The sequence below is a fragment of the Microbispora sp. NPDC004025 genome (assembly GCF_053604425.1).
The window spans coordinates 667,349-681,918 of record NZ_JBSGHN010000004.1 but is presented as its reverse complement, the minus strand read 5'-3'; the positions used below and the strand labels follow the sequence as shown (position 1 = coordinate 681,918).

General features: G+C 72.2%; 18 protein-coding genes. 11 read left to right on the top strand and 7 right to left on the bottom strand.

Features of this window, described 5'->3' with window-relative positions; genetic code table 11:
* Positions 1–57: 57 nt before the first annotated feature.
* Positions 58–1,146 (top strand): serine hydrolase domain-containing protein, encoded by a 1,089-nt coding sequence (locus tag ACWEQG_RS15255; RefSeq protein WP_452285035.1) that lies wholly within the window; start codon positions 58–60, stop codon positions 1,144–1,146.
* A 233-nt stretch (positions 1,147–1,379) separates the two neighbouring features.
* A complete protein-coding gene (locus ACWEQG_RS15250) occupies positions 1,380–2,825 on the top strand; it encodes an alpha/beta hydrolase family protein (protein ID WP_452285033.1) in 1,446 nt (481 codons plus the stop codon).
* Positions 2,826–2,939: 114 nt separating this feature from the next.
* On the opposite strand, the gene ACWEQG_RS15245 is transcribed toward ACWEQG_RS15250, so the two are convergent.
* Positions 2,940–3,509, bottom strand: coding sequence for a hypothetical protein (locus tag ACWEQG_RS15245; protein ID WP_452285031.1), 570 nt, complete (start codon positions 3,507–3,509; stop codon positions 2,940–2,942).
* A gap of 172 nt (positions 3,510–3,681) precedes the next feature.
* Between ACWEQG_RS15245 and ACWEQG_RS15240 the strand changes: the two genes are divergently transcribed.
* On the top strand, positions 3,682–4,416 hold the full coding sequence (locus ACWEQG_RS15240; RefSeq protein ID WP_452285029.1) for an alanyl-tRNA editing protein: 735 nt from the start codon (positions 3,682–3,684) through the stop codon (positions 4,414–4,416).
* 21 nt (positions 4,417–4,437) lie between these two features.
* Here ACWEQG_RS15240 and ACWEQG_RS15235 read toward each other — a convergent pair whose 3' ends face one another.
* Together ACWEQG_RS15235 and ACWEQG_RS15230 are read right to left on the bottom strand one after the other, a co-directional pair.
* Positions 4,438–5,052 carry an N-acetyltransferase family protein gene (locus ACWEQG_RS15235; protein WP_452285027.1) on the bottom strand — a complete coding sequence of 205 codons (615 nt, stop codon included), beginning with the start codon at positions 5,050–5,052 and terminating at the stop codon, positions 4,438–4,440.
* On the bottom strand, positions 5,049–5,594 hold the full coding sequence (locus tag ACWEQG_RS15230; RefSeq protein WP_452285026.1) for a DinB family protein: 546 nt from the start codon (positions 5,592–5,594) through the stop codon (positions 5,049–5,051). The genes ACWEQG_RS15235 and ACWEQG_RS15230 overlap by 4 nt, the downstream gene beginning before the upstream one ends.
* 59 nt (positions 5,595–5,653) lie before the next feature.
* Here ACWEQG_RS15230 and ACWEQG_RS15225 point away from each other — a divergent pair, with 59 nt between their 5' ends.
* Positions 5,654–6,610, top strand: coding sequence for a helix-turn-helix transcriptional regulator (locus ACWEQG_RS15225; protein WP_452285024.1), 957 nt, complete (start codon positions 5,654–5,656; stop codon positions 6,608–6,610).
* A gap of 48 nt (positions 6,611–6,658) precedes the next feature.
* Here the strand turns inward: ACWEQG_RS15225 and ACWEQG_RS15220 are convergent, their stop codons facing one another.
* Together ACWEQG_RS15220 and ACWEQG_RS15215 are read right to left on the bottom strand one after the other, a co-directional pair.
* Positions 6,659–7,258, bottom strand: a complete 600-nt coding sequence (locus tag ACWEQG_RS15220) for a hypothetical protein (RefSeq protein WP_452285022.1) — start codon at positions 7,256–7,258, stop codon at positions 6,659–6,661.
* Positions 7,259–7,376: 118 nt separating this feature from the next.
* On the bottom strand, positions 7,377–7,898 hold the full coding sequence (locus ACWEQG_RS15215; RefSeq protein ID WP_452285020.1) for a helix-turn-helix domain-containing protein: 522 nt from the start codon (positions 7,896–7,898) through the stop codon (positions 7,377–7,379).
* 80 nt (positions 7,899–7,978) lie between these two features.
* Between ACWEQG_RS15215 and ACWEQG_RS15210 the strand changes: the two genes are divergently transcribed.
* Together ACWEQG_RS15210 and ACWEQG_RS15205 are read left to right on the top strand one after the other, a co-directional pair.
* On the top strand, positions 7,979–8,320 hold the full coding sequence (locus tag ACWEQG_RS15210) for a hypothetical protein (protein WP_452285018.1): 342 nt from the start codon (positions 7,979–7,981) through the stop codon (positions 8,318–8,320).
* A 14-nt stretch (positions 8,321–8,334) separates the two neighbouring features.
* Positions 8,335–9,273, top strand: a complete 939-nt coding sequence (locus tag ACWEQG_RS15205) for an alpha/beta hydrolase family protein (RefSeq protein ID WP_452285016.1) — start codon at positions 8,335–8,337, stop codon at positions 9,271–9,273.
* Between the two features lie 4 nt (positions 9,274–9,277).
* Here the strand turns inward: ACWEQG_RS15205 and ACWEQG_RS15200 are convergent, their stop codons facing one another.
* The gene (locus ACWEQG_RS15200) at positions 9,278–9,496 is read right to left on the bottom strand and encodes a hypothetical protein (protein ID WP_452285014.1); all 219 of its coding nucleotides are present in this window, start codon (positions 9,494–9,496) and stop codon (positions 9,278–9,280) included.
* Positions 9,497–9,817: 321 nt separating this feature from the next.
* Here ACWEQG_RS15200 and ACWEQG_RS15195 point away from each other — a divergent pair, with 321 nt between their 5' ends.
* Genes ACWEQG_RS15195 through ACWEQG_RS15175 form a run of 5 tightly spaced genes read left to right on the top strand, consistent with a single transcriptional unit; the run spans position 9,818 to position 13,720 of the window.
* A complete protein-coding gene (locus ACWEQG_RS15195) occupies positions 9,818–10,372 on the top strand; it encodes an RNA polymerase sigma factor (protein WP_452285012.1) in 555 nt (184 codons plus the stop codon).
* Complete coding sequence (locus ACWEQG_RS15190) at positions 10,369–11,304, top strand: hypothetical protein (RefSeq protein ID WP_452285009.1); 936 nt, start codon at positions 10,369–10,371, stop codon at positions 11,302–11,304. The genes ACWEQG_RS15195 and ACWEQG_RS15190 overlap by 4 nt, the downstream gene beginning before the upstream one ends.
* Before the next feature lie 50 nt (positions 11,305–11,354).
* Positions 11,355–12,047 carry a hypothetical protein gene (locus ACWEQG_RS15185; protein ID WP_452285007.1) on the top strand — a complete coding sequence of 231 codons (693 nt, stop codon included), beginning with the start codon at positions 11,355–11,357 and terminating at the stop codon, positions 12,045–12,047.
* Positions 12,044–12,835, top strand: coding sequence for an ABC transporter permease (locus ACWEQG_RS15180; protein ID WP_452285005.1), 792 nt, complete (start codon positions 12,044–12,046; stop codon positions 12,833–12,835). Before ACWEQG_RS15185 ends, ACWEQG_RS15180 begins: the two co-directional genes overlap by 4 nt.
* A gap of 15 nt (positions 12,836–12,850) precedes the next feature.
* Positions 12,851–13,720, top strand: a complete 870-nt coding sequence (locus ACWEQG_RS15175; protein ID WP_452285003.1) for an ATP-binding cassette domain-containing protein — start codon at positions 12,851–12,853, stop codon at positions 13,718–13,720.
* Positions 13,721–13,725: 5 nt separating this feature from the next.
* On the opposite strand, the gene ACWEQG_RS15170 is transcribed toward ACWEQG_RS15175, so the two are convergent.
* On the bottom strand, positions 13,726–14,544 hold the full coding sequence (locus ACWEQG_RS15170; RefSeq protein WP_452285001.1) for a PIG-L family deacetylase: 819 nt from the start codon (positions 14,542–14,544) through the stop codon (positions 13,726–13,728).
* Between the last annotated feature and the right edge of the window lie 26 nt (positions 14,545–14,570).

The window sequence follows — 14,570 nt, the reverse complement described above, 5'->3', positions numbered from 1 at the left end:
TGAAGCAGGCGGCGCACCGCATTCTGCCGCCAAGTCGATCTCCCTAGCGTTGATCACATGATGCAGACGATGATGAACGTGCTGGTGGCGGCGGTCGTTGCGGCGGGCGGGCAGCCCGTGGACGTACGCCCCGATCTGGAGAAGATCGTGAGCGACGGCGGGGCGACGGCCGCCCTGGCGCGGATCTCCGGCGGCGGCCGCACCTGGTCGGGCGCCGTGGGCGTACGCGACGTCGAGCGCGGGGGACGGCCGTCGCCCAACGGCTACTTCCGGATCGGCAGCGTCACCAAGACCTTCGTCGCGACCGTGGTGCTCCAGCTCGTCGACGAGGGCGAGGTGCGGCTCGACGACCCCATCGACAGGCACCTGCCCGGCCTGGTGCCGGGCGGCGAGCGGATCACGGTGCGCGCGCTCCTCAACCACACCAGCCACCTGTACGACTACATGAGCGAGCCCGGATACTCGACCAACCGCTGGCGCGGGGACGCCCGGTTCCGCTCCTACCAGCCGCGCGAGCTGCTCAAGGTGGCCTTCGCCGGGAAACTCCCCGACGACGGGAGGTGGCACTACTCCAACACCAACTATGTGGTGCTCGGGCTGCTGGTGGAGAAGCTGACCGGCAGCCCGTACGGCGAGGAGGTACGGCGCCGCATCCTGCGCCCGCTGGGGCTGCGTCACACGGTGGTGCCGGGCGACCGGGCGGGGCTGCCGTCGCCGCACGCCAAGGGGTACGAGCCGCTGCCCGGGCTCGTAGACGCGACGTGGCGCGGGCTGGTGGACGCGACGCGGATGAATCCCTCGCTCGACTGGGCCGCCGGGGAGATGATCTCGACCGCGGCCGACCTGGAGCGGTTCATGTCGGCGCTGCTGGGCGGCAAACTGATCAGCGCGGCGTCCCTGCGGGCGATGCGGACGACGGTGGAGACGGGGGCCGGATTCGGCTACGGGCTCGGGTTGCAGGCCTACGCGCTGCCGTGCGGCATCGTGTGGGGACACAGCGGAGAGCTGATCGGATACCTGACGTTCGCGTTCCGCTCCGACTCGGGCAGATCGATGACGTTGTCGATCAACCCCTCGACCCGCAACCCGTCCACCGCGGAGGTCATGGGCATCGCCGTCAAGGTGTTCTGCGGACCGGCGGCTTAGCCGGGGACGCTTCCGGCCGTGCAGGCTACCCACGCGGTCACGGTCGAGGGCGGCCCGGCCGAGTGACGGAGCCTTTCAGCCGAGGCGCCGCCGCGCGCGCCACCCGGGGCCGACGCCGGGTGAGGTGATCAGACTCCGGCAGCAACGGCGTCACGACGATGCGACCGCGGTCGCACAGAAGCGGAGACTCCAGGGGGACGCGCGGGATCGCGTACGTGATCGACGATGGTCGCGTGATCGAGACCATCGGGGGGATCGGCATGTCTCCCCTGGAGATCCTGCTTCTGCTGGGTGTCGTCGGCATGCTGTCGGCGCGGTGGTGGGCGCCCGGCGCCCGGCGGCCGGTCGCGCTCGCCGCGGCGGCGGTCGCCGTTTCGTCCGGGATCGCGCTGGCCGTGCTCGGGCCGCGCTGGCAGACGGTGCCCGCACTCGCCGGTGCCCTGGTCGCGCTCGCGTTCGCGGCTCCGCTGCTCACCGGACGTCCGGTGCGGCGGAGGAGACGGTGGCTCGCCGTGCCGGTGGTCGTGGCCTGCCTCGGACTGGCCGGTGCGAGCGCGGCCGCCGCCTGGGCGGTGCCGGTGCCCGTGTTCCCCGAGCCGTCCGGTCCGTACGCGGTGGGCACCGCGGTGACGCAGTGGACCGACGCCTCACGCCCGGAGCCCGCGACCGCCGAGCCCGGCGACCACCGCACCGTCGTGGTCCAGCTGTGGTACCCCGCGCCCAGGGGCACGACCGGTCCCCGCGCTCGCTATCTCGGCCGCACGGAGCAGGAGGCGCGTACGGTCGCCCATGGCTTGGCCGATTATGTCGGCGTGCCCGCCTTCCTGCTCGACGACGCGCAGCGGGCCCGCACCGCCGCCGTCCACGACGCGCCCGTGGCGGCCGGACGGTTCCCGGTCGTGCTGTTCTCTCCCGGGCTGGGCGGCGTGCGCACCCAGAACACGGCCTGGGCGGAGGAGCTGGCCGGCCGGGGTTACGTCGTCGCGGCCCTCGACCATCCGTACGACTCGGCCGTGGTCGTGCTCCGCGACGGGCGGACGATCCGCACGCGGGTCGCGGCCAGCGGCGACGACGAGGAGGACAGAAGGCTCGCGATCGGCTGGACGGCGGTCAGGGCCGCCGATCTCAGTTTCGTCCTCACCCAGCTCGGCCGCGTCGACCGGGGCGAGATCCGCGGCCCGCTGACCGGGCGGCTCGACACCGCACGGGCCGCGGCGACCGGGCACTCCATCGGCGGAGGCGCGGCCCTGCAGGCCGCTCATCAGGACTCCCGTTTCGCGGCGGTGATCAACCTGGACGGCTACCCGCACGACCCCGCGCCCCGGCCCTATCACCAGCCGGTGCTCGCACTCACCCATCCCGTCGATCCGGCCGACAACCCGGCGTACATCCCCCGGCTCACGCGGGTCCTCTCGCTCAGCACCTCCGAGAGCTACCGGATCACCGTGCCCGGCACGGCACATCTCACCTTCGCCGACGCGCCGCTCTACATGCCGCCGGTGCCGTCCGTCGTCGGTTCCCTGGGCCGCACCGGGGGGCTTTCCGTCACCACGGCGGCCACCGCCGCCTTCCTCGACGCCACCCTGCGCGGCGAGCCGGGCGACCTGGCCACGATCCTGCGCCCGTACGGCGAGCTCACCGTCCACCGGCCGGCGCACCGCGGCGCAACGGCCGGGTGACCGAGCGCCGACACCTCATCCTCGGGGCAGGGAGTCCAGGGCCCTCTGACAGGCGGCGTGCCAGGTGTCCCCGCCCCTGTCCCGCGTGAGCACGCTGGCCCACCAGGCGCGTCGTCATGCGGCGGTGACGGTCGCGGCGACCTTCCACAGCAGGGGTATGCGTGGCCTGCGTCCGATCAGTGTCAGGACGGCCAGCAGGAGATGCAGGGCGGGCGGGCCGAACACCGACGTCGCCGCCCAGGTCCACATGACGACATCGGCCGAGGGAATGTGAGCGTTGGGTCCCGGATACCGTATCGAAGCGTAAATACCGGCTGCAATCAGACTTATTGGGAAGTAAATGACGGCCACGAGGTCGATCAGGATCGATTGCATGGCGTGGAAACGTACGTCCGGCCGGCGATTGCGGCGGAAGATCAGACCGCCGGCGAACCCCAGGAGATAGGCGAGTGCGGAACGCCATGCGGCGCCCACGATCTCGGGATTCCAGGGAGGGTCGGCAGGGGATGTCGCGAGGGGACGTTGAGGCGCCGGCTCCTCCGTGACCCTGGTGGGATGACCGGCGGATCCGGCGCTCGCGGGTTCTCGTCGCCTGCGTTCGGCCCGTTCGATGATGACGACGATGGTCTGCACGATGCCGGCGATCGATGCGAGCACCCCGAGCAGCGCGAGAACAACGCTCATTCGTCCTCATTCCAGCGCGAGCGAACCTGTGGAAACCGAAAGATCCCGCAAAAGTCTTTCAGAAGTCGGTTACGCATAAGTCGAATTCATGGCCGACGGATCGTCTTCGCCTGGTGGTTCGGGCATGCTTCCGCGTCGGCCCCGGTGCCCTACGGAATCTAGACTTGGTGAGGTGACGTTCGATCTGCACGGCCGGACGCGGCGGCTGGAGTTGACCGACCAGGACCTGCGGTCCTTCGAGGCGGTCGTGCTGGAGGCCACGCCGGACGGAATCGTATTGGACCGCTCGGCCTTCTACCCGGGCGGCGGCGGACAGCCGCCGGACCAGGGCGTGCTGCTGTGGCAGGGCGTCGAGACCCGCATCGAGGGCATACGCAAGGGCGACGACCTCTACCTCGTCCCGGCGCCGGACGACCCGATCCCGCCCGCCGGCACGGTCGTACGGGCGGCGGTGGCCGACGAGCGGCGCACGGCTCTGATGCGCACGCACTCCGGGCTGCACGTGCTGTGCGGCGTCGTGTTCCGCGACTACGGGGCGCTGGTCACGGGCGGGAACATGGAGCCGATGACGGCGCGGATGGACTTCAACCTCCCCGAGGTGCCGCCCGGCTTCAAAGAGGCGGTCGAGGACGCCTGCAACGCCGAGATCGCCGCCGACCGCCGGATCGACGTACGGGTGCTGCCGCGAGCGGAGGCCTTCGCGATCCCGGACATCATCCGCACCGCGACGAACCTCGTGCCGGAGGGCATCCCCGAGGTGCGGATCATCGACATCGTGGGCCTGGACACCCAGGCCGACGGAGGCACGCACGTCGCCTCGACCAAGCGGATCGGCAGGATCAAGGTCGCCAAGATCGAGAGCAAGGGGCGCGGCTTCCGTCGTCTGCGCATCGCGATCTCCGACTGACCGCGCGAACCGATCCGCTGATCAGAAGTCGATCCGCACGACGGCCCGCCTGAGCGTCGGCCTGCTCACCTCGGTGAACCCCGCGTCCAGGAAGACGTCACGGCTGCCGACGTGGAGCTCGCCCCAGGTGATCTCGGCGCCCGGCCGGGTGATCATGGGGTACGCCTCCAGGGCCCGGGCTCCCCGCCTGCGGGCGAAGTCGATCGTGGCGCGCGCGAGCGCGTACGTCACCCCGCGCCGGCGGAAGCCCCTGCGGGTGACGAAGCAGGTCACGGCCCAGACGCTGTCATCGGTCTCGTCCTCCTGCCGCCCGGTCCACGGCACGCGGGTGCGGGTCAGCTGGGGATAGGCCGTCCGGGGCTCGACCGCGCACCATCCCACCGGCTCGTCGCCGAGGTAGGCGACGAGACCGCTGGTCGAGCGGGCCGCGGGCGTTCCGCAGGCGGTCTGCTCGCGCAGGCGCGCGGCGCGTTCCGCGGCGGAGACCGAGCCCCACTGATAGGTGAAGATCTTGTAGCGCTGGCAGTGGCAGTCGATCGTGCCGAGGATCGCCTGCAGGTCGTCCCACGACGCCTCGTTCGCGGGAACGACGACGAGCCGGTCGACGGGGATCGGTTCCGTGCTGTCCTGCCTCATTCCGCCGGCTGGTCCTCTCCGACCAGGCCGTCGACGGACTCGCGGATGAGGTCGGCGTGCCCGAGGTGGCGGGCGTACTCCTCGATCATGTCGATCAGCAGGCGGCGCAGGCTGGGCGACTCGCCGCGTGAGTTGGTGTACGCCGCGAGCCGTCCGAGGCCGCCCTCGGCCAGTGCCTGCCGTACGCCGGCCCGGGAGCGGGCCACCGCGTCCTGCCACAACGTCGTCAACCGCTCGGGCGCGTCGTCGGCGGCCGTACGCCACTCCCAGTCGGGGTCGGCGTCGAAGTCCACCGTGTCCCACGGCGGCGACGGCGGCCGCCCGAACAGCTTCTGGGAGAACATGTCGTCCTCCACCAGGGCCAGGTGCTTGAGCAGCCCTCCCAGGGTCATGGACGACGCGGCGGCGGTCGCCCGCAGGCCCGCCGCGTCGAGCCCGCCGCACTTCCACGCGAACAGCCGGCGCTGGCGGTCCAGCGACCCGATGAGCGTGTCGATCTCGTCGCCCGCGACCGGCGGCTCACGAAGGATGTTCTCGGTCATGGCGGACAGGCTACGGTCATTTCCGGACGATCCCCTTCCGGAATCCGACGGGTTGCCGAATGACACGAGACGAGAGCCCCACCGCCCGGGCCCTCCTGCTCCTCGAACTGATCCAGAACAGTCCCGGCATCACCGCGGAACGGCTGACCGGCCGGCTGGGTGTCTCCGAGCGGGCGGCCCGGCGCTACGTCGGCATCCTGCGCGAGGCCGGCATCCCGATCGAGTCCGAACGAGGCCCGTACGGGGGATACCGCGTCGGCCGGGGGCTCCGGCTGCCTCCCCTGATGTTCACGCCGGCCGAGGCGCTCGGGCTGGTGATGGCCGTGCTGGACGGCCACCACGACGACGCGGCGGATCCGGCCGACCCCGTGGGTGTCGCGCTCGGCAAGATCCTGCGGGTGCTGCCCGAGGCGGTCGCGGAGCCGGCCGCCGCGGTGCGGAGCCTGAGTGCGAGACACCCCGAGCCCGGGGTCAGGACGCCCGGCCCGGAGACCACCGCCGCCCTCGCCCAGGCCTGCGCCGGGCAGCACCGGCTGCGGCTCGGATATCGCATCCGTCCCGGGGAAGAGCGGATCATGGAGGTCGATCCGTGGGCCGTCGTCGTGCGACGCGGCCGGTGGTATCTCCTGTGCTGGTCGCACACGAAGAACGCCCGCCGGGTGCTGCGGGTGGACAAGGTGACGGACGTCGAGGTTCTCGACGTCCCGGCCGTCCCTCCGGCCGATCTCGATCCGGCGGAGATGCTGGAAGACCACCTGTCGGCAGGCTGGCGGCACCAGGTGGAGGTCGTCGTCGACGCACCCGCCGAGGCCGTGGCCGAATGGATCCCGCGCAGCCTGGGCCGGCGCGAGCCGATCGACGCGACCACCACGCGCCTGGTCGGCAGCACGGACGAGCCGGACTGGTACGTCCGGCAGCTCACCGCGATCCGGGCGCCTTTCCGCATCGTCGGATCACGCGAACTGCGCGAGGCCGCCGAAGCCCTGGGGCGGCGCCTCCTGCACGCCGGGTCCTGAAACGCCGAAACCTGAGACGCCGGGTCCTGGGACGCGGGGCCCGGCCGGCTAGGCGGAGCATGTGGCCCAGAGTTCGGCCCAGCCCTCGTGCATGGCGTCGTCGTTCTGGAACCAGACCGCCTGCGAATGTTCGTCGGACTGGACCGACGTGATGCTGACGTTGGCGGGGCGCCGCCCGTCGGCACCGCTGAGGTGCGGGTGGCTGGGCGGGCAGGCCACCACGAGCAGGGCGTCGCCGCCCGGCGGGATCCTCGTGCTCTGCATGAACTCGAAGCCGGTCATGGGCTCGTGCCGCACGTTGGAGCAGAGCACCTCGATCTTCACCAGGATGGCGGAGGCGTACTTGTCCGTCTTCGACTGCGAGTTGGAGAACGTCACCTTCACCTCGCGTCCGTTCACGGTGATGCCCTTGTAGTCCAGCTCACCCCCGTCCCAGGTGTCCTTGGCGACGGACGAGGTCCGGGTCGTCACCGGATACGGCTTCGTCGACGGACAGGTCCTCGACACGTAGACCGTCATCCCCGGCTGGACGGAGGTCGAGTTCGTCATGACCACGGTCTCCTCGGCGAAGGCCGGGGCGACGGGGACCGTGAGTGCGGCGGCGGCGGCGATCGCCGCGACCGCGCCCGTTCGCGTGAGCTTGCGCATGTGGTGTCTCTCCTCGTTCGTCAGGCGTGTCCTTGCGCCGACGACGCTAGAGAGACCGTCTTGACGTGGTCTCCATCGTGTCGTGTGGAGTGCTTGACGGGCACTTGGGGCCGCTGTCTCAGCCCGGCATCACGATGGTGGACAGGAGGCGCCGGGTGCGGCCCGGTGCGGGCTGGTTGGCGAGCCTGGCCAGGAGCACCTGTCGCAGGTCCAGCAGGAAGTCCTGGAACTCCTCGTCGCTGAGGTACATGGCCGCCTGCCGGAATCCCACGCCGTCGCGACCGAGGTCGATGTCGTCCCGGGTGAGGTAGCGGTCGAAGTCGGCCAGGAGGAGCGCGACGAACGTCATGAACGCCTGGCGATGCTCCTCAGCGCCCAGCCCGGCCGCCTCCTCGGCGCCGACGTTCGCGTTGGCCGTACGCAGCCGGTAGGTCCGTTCGAAGGTGCCCCGCACCTTGCGCTCGGCCGCGACCTCCAGGACCTCGCCCTCGACCAGCGCCGCGACCTGCCTGTAGAGGGTCGCCGGCGGCACGTCGGGGAGCTCCGCGCGAAGGTCGGCCGTCGTCAGCGTCCGCTCGCCCAGGAGCGCCTGGACGATGCGCAGCCGGATGGGGTGCAGCAGCAGCTCGGCCGTCGTCATGATCCCACGTTCTCACATTTGACATCATTCTCACAATCGAGAACAATCATCCTCACCACAGTACGACTGCGAGGAACGCCATGAGCACCGTGACCATCACCCCCGACGCCATCGAAGTCCGCCTCTCCGCCGTCGAGAAGGCCGCCGCTCTGCGCGCCGACCTGCGTGTCCCGCGGACGGCGGTGCGGTCGACCGAGATCGTGGACGATGCGCTCGGCGCGACCCGGGGCGTGCGCACCGGCCTCGGCCTGCCCGGGCACCGCAAGCTCGGCACCTGGCACAGCCGCGCGGGCAGGGAGTTCGTCGACGTGCGCAACGGTCAGCCGGCGGTGCGGATCCACCTCGACGGGCACGGCTACGCCTCGCTGCTGCTGGGCGTGGACGACCCCCGCGCCGTGGTCGCCGCCCTCACCGGCGCCTGAGACGGGCCGGCGCGATGCGCGACATCGACCTCACCTTCACCTCGGCCGGCGAGCGGCTCGCCGCCACGCTGACCCTTCCCGCCGGCGACGGCCCCTTCCCGGCGGCGCTGCTTGTCCCCGGCTCGGGACCGGTGAACCGTGACTCCGACCATCGGCGGCTTCCCCTCGGGGTGACCCGTCAGCTGGCGGAGGCGCTGGCCGCCGCCGGGATCGCGTCACTCCGCTACGACAAGCGCGGGGTGGGGGCCAGCACCGGCGGCTTCCTGGCGGCCGGGTTCCGCGACAACATGGACGACGCCGCGGCCGCGCTGGCCGCGCTCCGCGATCGTCCGGAGATCGACCCGGGCCGCGTGGCGCTGGCGGGGCACAGCGAGGGCGCGCTGATCGCGACGAACCTCGCCGCCCACGACACCGCGGTGGCGGCGGTCGTGCTGCTGTCCGGCGCCGCCAAGATCGGTGCCGAGACGCTGCGCTGGCAGGCCGCGCGCCTCGCGCCGACCATGCCGGCGTTCGTCCGCGCGGTGCTGCGCCTCACCGGCACCGACCTGGTCACCAAGGTGACCAAGAACCACGAGCGCATCCGCCGTACGACGACCGACGTCGCACGGATCGGCGGAGTCCGGGTGAACGCCCGCTGGACCCGCGAATTCCTGGACTACGATCCGGCGGCCGACCTCGCCCTGATCAAGGCGCCGGTGCTGGCCGTCACGGGGGACAAGGACCTCCAGGTCGACCCCGGGGATCTCGCCCGCATGGCGGAGCTGGTGCCGGGACCGATCGAGACCCACCTGATCCCCGATCTCAGCCACATCCTGCGCAGGCAGCCGGGGACGCCGTCGCTGCGCGCGTACAAGCGTGAGGCGCGCGAGCCGATCGACGCGCAGGTGCGAGAGCTCGTCAGCGGCTGGCTCACGCGTACGCTGTCGGCTCCGGTTCGCCCGTCGCAATCGTGACGCGTCACTTCTCCCGCCCGGGAAACGGCGGCAACTCGCCCAGGTCCGTGGTCTTCGGCGGGGTCTCCACCTGAGACCGTCGCGTGGGGGAGGGGATCCGCAGGACGATCTTCAGTACCTGCACCGCGCGGGTCTGACGCCTGGCCGACGGCGCCCAGATAGCGGTCAGACCGGCGGCCACGACGACCACGGCGACGGCGACGGGCACGATCGACGCCCCCATGCCCACGGTTTCGAAGAACTCGGTACGAACGGCCTCCCGGGCAGCGCGAAGCTGACCAGAGGTCTCTCCCGCCCATCCTGTGGCCGGACCGGCGGCCCCGGGCTCTCACGCCGCGATGACGAGGCCGTCGCGAAGGGATACTCCCCTCTGTTCTCGCCGTAAGAGTAAGGGCGGTGCCGCCGCCGATCCAGGGACACTTCAGTCACCGCAGGCGGTGCGAGTTCTCCCTGTGCCGCCTCTCGCCGGTCCCCGCCTTGTCTCTGTGACCCAAGTCACCCGATTTGGCCGTGAACCTAAGCGTCCGGAACAGTACCCATCACGATGGACTCGACGGATCTGGAGCTGTTGCGGCAGGTCACCAGGGGTGACGAGCACGCCTTCGAGCAGTTGTACGCCCGCCACGCCCGGGCGCTGCTGGCATACGCGGAAGGGCTCCTCGGCGAGCGCGGGCCGGCCGAGGAGGCGCTCCAGGAGACGTTCATCGCGGTGTGGCGCGGCGCGGGCGCGTTCGAGGAGCGGTCGCAGGTGCGCACCTGGCTGTTCGGCATCTGCCGCCGCCAGGCGCTCAAGCGGATGCGCGGCCACCTGCCGGCGTCGCGGCCCCTCGACGACGCGCTCGGCGTGCCGTCGCCGGAGCCGGGGCCGCAGGCGGTGGCGCTGGCGCGGGCGGACACGGCCGCGGTCGCCGCGGCGCTGCGGACACTGGCCCCGCTGCACCGCGAGGTCCTCGACCTCGCGTTCGCCGCGGAGATGTCCCACGCGGAGATCGCCGAGGTGCTGGGCGTCCCGCCCGGGACGGTGAAGAGCCGCCTGTTCAACGCCCGGGCCGCGCTGGCCCGCGCCCTGCCCGTCGAGGTCGAGGAGGCCGGCCGATGAACCATCCCACCGAGCTGCTGCCCGACTACGCCGCCGGCGTCCTCGCGGACCCGGCGGCCGTGGAGGCCCATGTGCGGGCGTGCGCCGAGTGCGCCGCCGAGGCCGAGTCGTGGGGGAAGGTTCGCTCGGCCGTCGCCGGGCGGGCCGCCGCGGTGGCCGCACCCGCGCCGTCGATCTTCGCCGCGATCCGGGAGCGCGTCGGTGCGGCCGGGCCTTCGGCGACGGCCCGGCCGCACCCCATGCCCGAATACACGGTGCCCGAATACACGGTGCCCAGGTACGCGGGCGAGGTGGGGCGGCGGCCGTGGCGTCGGGCCCTCGGCCTGCTGACCCGTCAGTGGACCCTGGTCAGGTGGCCGGTCTGGGTGGTGTCCGTGGCCGCGCTCGTGGTCGGCGGCGTGGTCGCCGCCCGGGTCTCGTCGGCGGGGCTGGCGCCGCAGGTGCTCGCCGCCGTGATCCCGCTCGCCGCGGCGCTCGCCGTGGCGGGGGCGTGCGGATCGGACCGGGAGCCGGTCGGCGAGCTGGTCGCCGCGACGCCCACGTCGCCCAGGGTGGTGCTGCTCGCCCGGCTCACGCTGGTGCTCGGTGTGATCGGCGCGGGGAGCCTGCTCGTCACGCTCGCGCTCGCGCCGCTGGAGCCGGTCGCCGGACTCCTCGGTCTCGCGGCGGCGTGGTTCGGCCCGCTGGTGCCGCTGTCCGCGCTCAGTTTCACGCTGTCGGTGCTGTGGCGGCCGTCGGTCGGCGTGGGGGCGGCCACGGCGCTGTGGCTGCTCCGGCTGCTCGCCATGACGGGCGCGCTCGACCGGGCGGTGGCGGCCGCGGTCGAGGGGTTGTGCACCCCCGGCGCCGGTGTCCTCATGGGCGCGGCCGCGCTCGTCGCGGTGGCGGTGCTGCTGTCGCCGCGCCTGCCTCAGCGGCGGACGAGTTTCTGAGCGGAACAAGATTTTGGTGAACCGTCCCGGCCCGCGCGGTACCCACTCACGTGAAATCAACGTCCTTGTGGCGGTACGAGGCCCGGCGCGCGGGATGGCCGGCCTGTCTGGCCGCTCCGGCGTCGCTGCTGGTGACCGTCGCCCTCGCGGTGGCGAGCGCCGGTTTCGGCGCGCCCCCGCCGTCCGTGCACGGAGTGCTCCTGTCGGGTGTCGAGGCGCTCGTCCCCCTGGCCGCGGCGATGGCGGCGGTCACGGTGGTCAGCGTGGACCGCTGCCGTGAACTGCAGCTCGCGCTCCCGGCCGCCTATCCGGGCACGCTCGGCCGCAGGCTCGGCGTCGTCGCGGGAATCGGCGCGGTGCTGTCGGTGCTCTTCTCGACCGTGCTGCGGCTCACCGGCGCCTGGACCGGGCCGCAGTCGCCCCTCGCGTCGGTCCTGGTCTGGGCGTCGCCGCTGCTCGGGCTCACCGGCCTGGCCCTGATCGTCGCCGTCCTGGGCCGCAGCGTCGTGCTCGCCACCACGACGGTCGCCGTGGTGTGGCTGTGCCAGCAGCTCTTCGCCGCTGCGCTGGCCACCGGCGCCTGGTCGCGCCCGTTCTTCCTGTTCATGACCAGCCGGGCGGGGGTCGCCGACGGCTGGGGAACGAACCGCGCCGTGCTCGCGGCCTGCGGCGTCCTGTTCATCACGACCGCGCTCCTGCTGCTGCGCCGGCCGGAGCGGCTCCTGACGGAGGAAGAGGTATGAGGTCGCGCTTGTCCGCCGTGTGCCGGTACGAGTTCCGCATGCAGATCCGCAAGCGGTCCCTGTGGGTGAGCACGGCCGGCCTGGCCGTGCTGATCGCCGTCGCGCAGGGCGACCGGGGGCCGCGTCACCTGCCGGCCGGCACGGGCGCCGCCGAGGTCATGGCCTCATGGGCGCTGCTGTTCTCCATGCTGCTGCCGATCGGGTTCGGCATGGTGCTGGCCGACCGGCTGGTCCGCGACCAGCGGATCGGCGCCGCGTCGCTGCTCGCCAGCCTGCCCGCCCGCACGGGCGCGCTGGTCGCCGGGAAGTACGCCGGGTCCGTCGCCGCGACATCGGTCCCCGGCCTGCTGGTGCTCCTCGTCGCCGCCGCCGGAGAGTTCGTCCACCGGGGCGATCTCGCGCTCTTCGGCTGGGCGGTCGTGGCGTTCGCCGTGGTGCTGCTGCCGGGCCTGGCCTTCGTGGCGGCCTTCGCGCTCGTCTGCCCGCTGGTCATCTCGGCGCCGCTGTTCCGGGTGCTGTTCGCGGGCTACTGGTTCTGGGGGAACATGCTCGGCCCCAACTACCTGCCGTCCTTGACGGGCACGCTGCTGACGCCGATCGGCGACTATCCGGCGAGCTGGCTCATCGGCGGAAAGGCCCTCTACGCGGGCGACTCCGGCTGGCTCTCGTTCCTGCGTCCCGAGCCGGGCGGCGGCGCGGCGCTGCTCAGCGTCGTCCTGCTGATCGTGCTCGCCTCCCTGCCCCTCGCGTTCGCGGGCCCCCTGATGACCCGCCGTACGTCGTCCTGAAAGAGAAGGAAGACCATGGACATCATGATCAGCGGGCTGCGCAGGCGGTTCGGACGGGTCGAGGCGCTGCGCGGCGTCGATCTCGAGGTCCCCGGAGGGATGTTCGGCCTGCTGGGCACGAACGGCGCGGGCAAGACCACCCTGATGCGCATCCTGGCCGGGGTGCTGTCCCCGACCGGCGGGCGGGTGCTGGTCGGCGGCCACGACCTCACCACGCGGGCGGGACGGCTGGCCGTGCAGCGGCGGCTGGGCTACCTGCCGCAGGACCTCGGCCTTTATCCCGACCTCACGACCCAGGAGTTCCTGGACTACATCGGGCTGCTCAAGGGCCTGGACGACGACACGGCCCGGCGCCGCCAGATCGGCGAGCTGCTCGACATGGTGGGGCTGGCCGACGTCGCGGGGCGACGGCTCAAGGGCTTCTCCGGCGGCATGCGGCGGCGCGTCGGCATCGCCCAGGCCCTGCTCGGCGACCCCGCGCTGGTCGTCGTGGACGAGCCGACGGCCGGGCTCGACCCCGAGGAGCGCATCCGCTTCCGTACGCTCCTCGCCCAGATCGCGGGGCACCGGACCGTGCTGCTGAGCACCCACATCGTGGAGGACGTGGCGCAGACCTGCCAGGAGGCCGCCGTCATGGCGGCGGGCCGGGTGGTGTTCACCGGCCCGGTGACCGGCATCGTCGACCGTGCCCAGGGCGCGACGTGGGAGGTCGTCACCCGCGGGACGCCCCCGGCCACCGGCGTGGTCGTGTCGGCGGTCGGCGGGCCCGACGGCACGCGCTACCGCGTGGTCAGTCAGGCCAGGCCGGACCCGGCGGCGGTCCCGGTCCAGCCGTCGCTGGAGGAGGGCTACGTCGCACTCATGCGCGAGGGCGTCCCGGGCTGAGCCGCTCAGTCGCGCAGGCCGGCGAACAGGTCGTCCTCGTGGGCCGGCGCGTCCACCCGGCAGGTCTTCCGGATGAAGTACTCGCGCGAGAAGACCTGGTGCGTGGTCTCCGGCGGCATCCTCAGGAAGGGGATGTTCTCGCCCTGGCTCGCGTGCGCCTGCAGGGCCTTCAGCTTGTTCTCCACGTACGGCGAGACGTCTACGACGCTGGTGATGAGCTCGTCGGGCGTGCCGAAGTCGTCGGGAAGCTCGAAGTCGTCCGGCGTCATGCCGTTGGCCCGCATGAACTCGAACATCTGCCGGATGCCCTCGCGCGGCACGGCGGTGTAGTAGAGCTTGTCGGGAATGCCGGTCATCTCGGCCGCCGCGACCGCGATGCGGTGGGCCTGGATGTGGTCGGGGTGCCCGTAGTTGCCGTTCTCGTCGTAGGTGACGATCACCTGCGGGCGGTAGCGCTCCATCAGCTCGGCGAGCCGGGCGGCGGCCGTCTCGACCGGGACGTTGGCGAACGCGTCGGAGTGACCGTTGCCCTCCCAGCCGTCCATGCCGGAGTCGCGGTAGCCGAGCAGCTCCAAGTGCGAGATGCCGAGGTGGGCGACCGACTCGCTCAGCTCGGCCAGCCGTCGCTCGGCGACGGCGGCGTCGTCGTGGCCGGGCTCGCCCGGCTTCACCCCGCCGGGGCCGTCCCCCTGCTCCCCGTTGGTGCAGGTCACCAGCACCGTACGGACGCCCTCGGCGGTGTATCTCGCGAGGATGCCGCCGGTGCCGATCACCTCGTCGTCGGGGTGGGCGTGCACCGCCATCAGGGTGAGCTCTCGGTCCATTCGATTCCCCCGGGTGTCGTTTACCG

Excerpts from the sequence above, each read along its gene's own strand:
- ACWEQG_RS15245 (WP_452285031.1), bottom strand. The coding sequence starts at position 3,509 with ATGAGCGTTGTTCTCGCGCTGCTCGGGGTGCTCGCATCGATCGCCGGC.
- ACWEQG_RS15195 (WP_452285012.1), top strand. The coding sequence starts at position 9,818 with ATGGACTCGACGGATCTGGAGCTGTTGCGGCAGGTCACCAGGGGTGAC.
- ACWEQG_RS15170 (WP_452285001.1), bottom strand. The coding sequence starts at position 14,544 with ATGGACCGAGAGCTCACCCTGATGGCGGTGCACGCCCACCCCGACGAC.
- ACWEQG_RS15200 (WP_452285014.1), bottom strand. The coding sequence starts at position 9,496 with ATGGGGGCGTCGATCGTGCCCGTCGCCGTCGCCGTGGTCGTCGTGGCC.
- ACWEQG_RS15225 (WP_452285024.1), top strand. The coding sequence starts at position 5,654 with ATGACACGAGACGAGAGCCCCACCGCCCGGGCCCTCCTGCTCCTCGAA.
- ACWEQG_RS15180 (WP_452285005.1), top strand. The coding sequence starts at position 12,044 with ATGAGGTCGCGCTTGTCCGCCGTGTGCCGGTACGAGTTCCGCATGCAG.
- ACWEQG_RS15230 (WP_452285026.1), bottom strand. The coding sequence starts at position 5,594 with ATGACCGAGAACATCCTTCGTGAGCCGCCGGTCGCGGGCGACGAGATC.
- ACWEQG_RS15215 (WP_452285020.1), bottom strand. The coding sequence starts at position 7,898 with ATGACGACGGCCGAGCTGCTGCTGCACCCCATCCGGCTGCGCATCGTC.
- ACWEQG_RS15210 (WP_452285018.1), top strand. The coding sequence starts at position 7,979 with ATGAGCACCGTGACCATCACCCCCGACGCCATCGAAGTCCGCCTCTCC.
- ACWEQG_RS15220 (WP_452285022.1), bottom strand. The coding sequence starts at position 7,258 with ATGCGCAAGCTCACGCGAACGGGCGCGGTCGCGGCGATCGCCGCCGCC.
- ACWEQG_RS15255 (WP_452285035.1), top strand. The coding sequence starts at position 58 with ATGATGCAGACGATGATGAACGTGCTGGTGGCGGCGGTCGTTGCGGCG.
- ACWEQG_RS15235 (WP_452285027.1), bottom strand. The coding sequence starts at position 5,052 with ATGAGGCAGGACAGCACGGAACCGATCCCCGTCGACCGGCTCGTCGTC.
- ACWEQG_RS15175 (WP_452285003.1), top strand. The coding sequence starts at position 12,851 with ATGGACATCATGATCAGCGGGCTGCGCAGGCGGTTCGGACGGGTCGAG.
- ACWEQG_RS15190 (WP_452285009.1), top strand. The coding sequence starts at position 10,369 with ATGAACCATCCCACCGAGCTGCTGCCCGACTACGCCGCCGGCGTCCTC.
- ACWEQG_RS15205 (WP_452285016.1), top strand. The coding sequence starts at position 8,335 with ATGCGCGACATCGACCTCACCTTCACCTCGGCCGGCGAGCGGCTCGCC.